The organism is Phocaeicola sp. (genome assembly GCF_048170425.1).
In the GTDB taxonomy this organism is placed as follows: domain Bacteria; phylum Bacteroidota; class Bacteroidia; order Bacteroidales; family Bacteroidaceae; genus Phocaeicola.
The window spans coordinates 1-5,033 of the sequence record NZ_DBEXBB010000263.1 but is presented as its reverse complement, the minus strand read 5'-3'; the positions used below and the strand labels follow the sequence as shown (position 1 = coordinate 5,033).

At 43.2% G+C, this 5,033-nt stretch carries 3 protein-coding genes; 2 read left to right on the top strand and 1 reads right to left on the bottom strand.

Going from position 1 to position 5,033, the window contains the following annotated elements:
- The first annotated feature begins 146 nt into the window (after positions 1-146).
- A complete protein-coding gene (gene mutS / locus ACMJ0U_RS10495) occupies positions 147-2,735 on the top strand; it encodes a DNA mismatch repair protein MutS (protein ID WP_417129875.1) in 2,589 nt (862 codons plus the stop codon).
- Between the two features lie 12 nt (positions 2,736-2,747).
- On the top strand, positions 2,748-3,527 hold the full coding sequence (locus ACMJ0U_RS10490; protein ID WP_417129874.1) for a radical SAM protein: 780 nt from the start codon (positions 2,748-2,750) through the stop codon (positions 3,525-3,527).
- A gap of 67 nt (positions 3,528-3,594) precedes the next feature.
- On the opposite strand, the gene ACMJ0U_RS10485 is transcribed toward ACMJ0U_RS10490, so the two are convergent.
- Positions 3,595-4,992 (bottom strand): leucine-rich repeat domain-containing protein, encoded by a 1,398-nt coding sequence (locus ACMJ0U_RS10485; protein WP_417129873.1) that lies wholly within the window; start codon positions 4,990-4,992, stop codon positions 3,595-3,597.
- Positions 4,993-5,033 lie beyond the last annotated feature (41 nt).

Sequence of the window (5,033 nt, the reverse complement as noted above, 5' to 3'; positions counted from 1 at the left end):
TTATTTTTTAAACCGAATTAAAACCCTATCCCCTCAAAATATCTTTTCCTATCTCGGCCTTTTGAAGTATCTTTGCAAGGAATATCATTAACTAAAAAAGAAAGGACTGAACCGTGGCAAAAGACAATGAGGTTGTACTGACCCCGATGATGAAGCAATATTTCGACTTGAAAGCAAAACACCCGGATGCCATCATGCTATTCAGGTGTGGCGACTTTTATGAAACTTACTCGGAAGATGCCGTAGCAGCAGCTGAAATTCTAGGAATCACCTTGACAAAACGTGCCAACGGTCAAAGTAAAACAGTGGAGATGGCAGGATTCCCCCATCATGCACTTGATACCTACCTGCCTAAACTGATTCGTGCGGGACGAAGAGTCGCTATCTGCGACCAGCTGGAAGATCCGAAAACGACTAAAAAGCTGGTAAAACGCGGAATTACGGAGCTGGTCACACCGGGAGTAGCCATCAACGACAATGTACTTTCTTACAAGGAAAATAACTTCCTGGCTTCCGTGTATTTCGGAAAAACAGCCTGTGGTATTTCTTTTCTGGATATTTCTACCGGTGAATTTCTTACCGCCGAAGGACCTACTGATTACATCGACAAACTATTGAATAATTTTGCGCCTAAAGAAGTGCTTTTTGAACGCGGAAAGAAACCCATGTTCGAAGGAAACTTCGGCAGCAAATTCTTTACGTTCGAACTGGAAGACTGGGTATTCAATGAAACGTCTGCAAAAGAAAAGTTACTGAAGCATTTCGAAACCAAAAACCTCAAAGGTTTCGGAGTGGAAAATCTTCATAACGGCATCATTGCTTCCGGAGCCATCCTACAGTATCTTGACATGACCCAGCACTACCAAATTGGACACATCACCTCTTTGTCACGCATTGAAGAAGACCGCTTCGTACGCCTGGATAAATTTACGGTACGCAGCCTGGAACTTGTGGGTAGCATGAATGAAGGAGGCACCTGCCTGCTGGATATTATCGACCACACCATCAGCCCGATGGGAGCCAGAATGTTGAAACGCTGGATGGTATTCCCATTAAAAGAAATCAAGCCTATCAACGAGCGTCTGGATGTAGTGGAATTCTTTTTCCGGGAGCCGGAATTCAAGGAATTCGTTGAAGAGAAACTTCATCTGATTGGCGATTTGGAGCGTATTTGTTCCAAAGCTGCCGTGGGACGTATTTCTCCTCGTGAAGTCGTACAGCTGAAAACGGCCTTGCAAGCTATTGAACCCATCAAAAATGCCTGCCTGAATGCCGACAACGAGAGCTTGCGCCGTATCGGTGAGCAACTCAATCTGTGCGCATCTATCCGCGATAAAATAGCCAAAGAAATTCAGAACGACCCTCCCCTGCTGGTCAACAAAGGAGGTGTGATTGCCTACGGAGTAAATACCGAACTGGATGAACTTCGTAAAATTGCGTATTCCGGAAAAGATTATCTGTTGCAGATACAGCAGAGAGAAAGCGAACTGACAGGCATTCCCAGTCTGAAGATTGCCTATAACAACGTATTCGGATATTACATCGAAGTACGTAACACGCACAAGGATAAAGTTCCTGCCGAATGGATTCGCAAGCAGACACTGGTCAATGCGGAACGTTACATTACCCAGGAGCTGAAAGAATACGAAGAAAAGATTTTAGGAGCAGAAGACAAGATTCTGATTCTGGAAACCAAGTTATATAACGAACTGGTTTGTGAACTGGCCGAATTTATTCCTGCCATCCAGATCAATGCTACACAGATAGCACGCCTGGACTGTCTGCTGTCGTTTGCCAACGTGGCTCGTGCCAATAAATACATCCGTCCGAATGTAGTGGACGATGATGTGCTTGACATTCGTCAGGGACGTCATCCGGTTATTGAAAAACAATTGCCGCCGGGAGAAAAATACATCGCCAACGATGTGTATCTCGACACGGAAGAGCAGCAAATCATCATTATTACCGGACCGAATATGGCCGGTAAGTCAGCTTTGCTCCGACAAACTGCCCTTATCACTCTGATGGCGCAGATTGGATGCTTTGTCCCTGCTGAAAGTGCACATATCGGCCTTGTAGACAAAATCTTTACCCGTGTAGGTGCCAGCGACAACATTTCAGTAGGAGAATCTACATTTATGGTCGAAATGAACGAAGCGGCCAATATCCTCAACAACATTTCTCCGAGAAGCCTGGTACTTTTTGATGAATTGGGAAGAGGAACTTCCACCTACGACGGCATTTCCATTGCATGGGCTATCGTGGAACACATTCATGAACATAAGAAAGCCCGCGCACGTACCCTTTTTGCGACGCACTACCATGAGCTGAACGACATGGAAGCTCAGTTCAAACGCATAAAGAATTACAATGTGTCGGTCAAAGAAGTGGACAACAAAGTCATTTTCCTTCGCAAGCTGGAAAGAGGCGGAAGTGCACACTCCTTTGGTATCCACGTGGCCAAAATGGCCGGTATGCCGAAATCCATTGTCAAACGTGCCGACGAAATATTACACCAGCTGGAAGCAGAAAACCGTCAGGAAGGCATTTCAACCAAAGGTCAGCCCAGCAAACAAGCTGCGTCCGACGGAATACAACTCAGTTTCTTCCAGTTGGATGACCCCGTACTCTGCCAAATCAGAGATGAGATTCTGAACCTGGATGTAAACAACCTGACACCGCTGGAAGCCCTGAACAAACTGAATGACATCAAAAAAATTGTAAGAGGAAGATAATTTGTAACGCTTATGTCAACCATTATTTATCCGGCCCCTATATTTGGCCCAGTCCACAGCCGCCGACTCGGCGTATCCCTCGGAATCAACCTGCTTCCGGGAGACGGCAAATTCTGTACGTTCGACTGTATCTATTGTGAATGTGGATACAACAAGGATTTCCACCCCAAACAAAAGATACAGACACGTGAAGCCGTACGTGAAGCCCTCGAAAAACGCCTGGCCGACATGAAAGAAAACGGTCCTTTTCCAGACGTACTGACCTTTGCCGGCAACGGAGAACCGACCGCCAATCCTTATTTTCCTGAGATTATTGAGGATACACTGGCCCTGCGCGACAAATATTTCCCCAATGCCAAGGTCAGCGTGCTGAGCAATGCGACCTTTATCCACAACCCGAAAGTGTTTGCCGCACTTAACAAAGTAGACAACAACATTCTGAAACTGGATACCGTGGATATGGACTACATCCGGACAGTGGACCGCCCTACCGGACACTATGAGGTGGAAAACATCATTGAAGGTCTGAAAGCATTCAAAGGAAACCTGATTATTCAGACCATTTTCATGAAAGGCACCACGGAAGATGGAAAAGATGTGGATAACACCTCCGATAAATACGTACTTCCCTGGCTGGAAGTGGTCAAGCAAATAAATCCCCGCCAGGTAATGATTTATACCATCGACCGGGAAACTCCCGACCAAAAGCTTAAAAAAGCGACTAAGGAAGAATTAGACCGCATAGCAAGACTCGTAGAAGAAGCAGGTATCAAAGCCAGTGCTTCGTATTAAAAAACAACAGCGTGTACGAACTCACCAGGAAATTCGTACACGCTGTAAATTTTTTAATATGACTTATTCAGGACTTTTCTTCTATCTTGGAATGATAGCTCTCATAAGAGCTCCATTTCGCTTTATAGGCCTCCGATTTGCCTGAGGGAACCAGTATTTTTGATATATCACTCACAAATGGAAAAGGATTTGATACAAGTTCCGGAGCTTCCTCTCCTTCAAAAATAATTACCTCCACACTAAAATTCGTTCTCAATCCATAATTCCCTATTTTCTTAACTGACTTAGGAACTACTATCTCCTTCAAAGCTGCACATTCAATAAAAACCCCTTCCTTTAATTCAGAAATACTTGGAGGAAGCACAATCCGATTCAACTTCACACAACCATTAAAAGCTCCAGCTTCCATGATTCCTTCAGCAGCTTTCATCTCCCCAGTATACATAATTTCTCGCAACTGTGTACAAGCATGAAACGCCTGATATCCAATTCTCTGTATATTACTTGGAAAAGTCACAGACTCTAAAGATGTGACTTCTCTAAATGCCTCATTACCAATTTCTCGTAGTCCTTCAGGAAATATAATCTGCTCCAAATTTGTGCCTAAAAAAGCTTGTGCACCTATTTTATTCAAGGAAGCCGGTAAGAAAACTTTTTTCAATCCCGTTTCCCGAAAAGCACTGGAACCTATTTCCAGCAAATTAGTTTTAGAAAGATCTATTTCATTTAATAACACACAATCTTCAAAAGCGTGAGCCCCTATTTCCTTTAAAGAAGCCGGAAACACTACAGAAGCCAGTTTCCGGCTCCTGGAAAAAGCTTGATTTCCGATTGACTCCAGCCCTTCATTAAGCACCAAAGATTCAATGCCAGACTCCCAGAATACTTTAGAGGCTATACTTTTTACTTCTACAGGAAGTACGACCTGAGTTAAAGAAGGATCTTTTATACCAGTCAATATTCCATTTTCTATCACAAAAGGAGATTCTGCACTCTCACCGGCATCTTCACCAGGTTTTTCTTCCGTTGTTTCATCTCCCCCTATACCATCTTGAGAAACAATTTCTATTTTAAAAGAATGTGCTTTCCCAAGCGTAACCGTTCCTCCTCTGCTCCACCATTTATAATTTGAAGCATCCTGCAATTCTTGCACCACAAACATTAGTTCAACAGAGGTTTCTTCCACAAACCACGGACGATTTTCCAACACAAAATGAGCTATTCCTTTTTGATTGGTAGTAACCTCGACCATTGGCTTTACAGTATGATCTTTCTGAAAATCTTTATAACGATTCTCATTATATAAACCAACTGCTTTATTTTCCAAAGGCTCCCCTTTTGAATTGCATACAAAAATTTCTACAGTTGCAGGAGTTTCATTTAAAGATGGATTCTCCTTCTTGCAGCTTAGAAAAAGCATACACATGCTCCACAAAGCTACGGACACAAATCTGATTATGTTCATAGATTATTAATTAAAAAGATAGTGATTTTTTCTGTATATTT

Excerpts from the sequence above, each read along its gene's own strand:
- ACMJ0U_RS10485 (WP_417129873.1), bottom strand. The coding sequence starts at position 4,992 with ATGAACATAATCAGATTTGTGTCCGTAGCTTTGTGGAGCATGTGTATG.
- mutS (WP_417129875.1), top strand. The coding sequence starts at position 147 with ATGATGAAGCAATATTTCGACTTGAAAGCAAAACACCCGGATGCCATC.
- ACMJ0U_RS10490 (WP_417129874.1), top strand. The coding sequence starts at position 2,748 with ATGTCAACCATTATTTATCCGGCCCCTATATTTGGCCCAGTCCACAGC.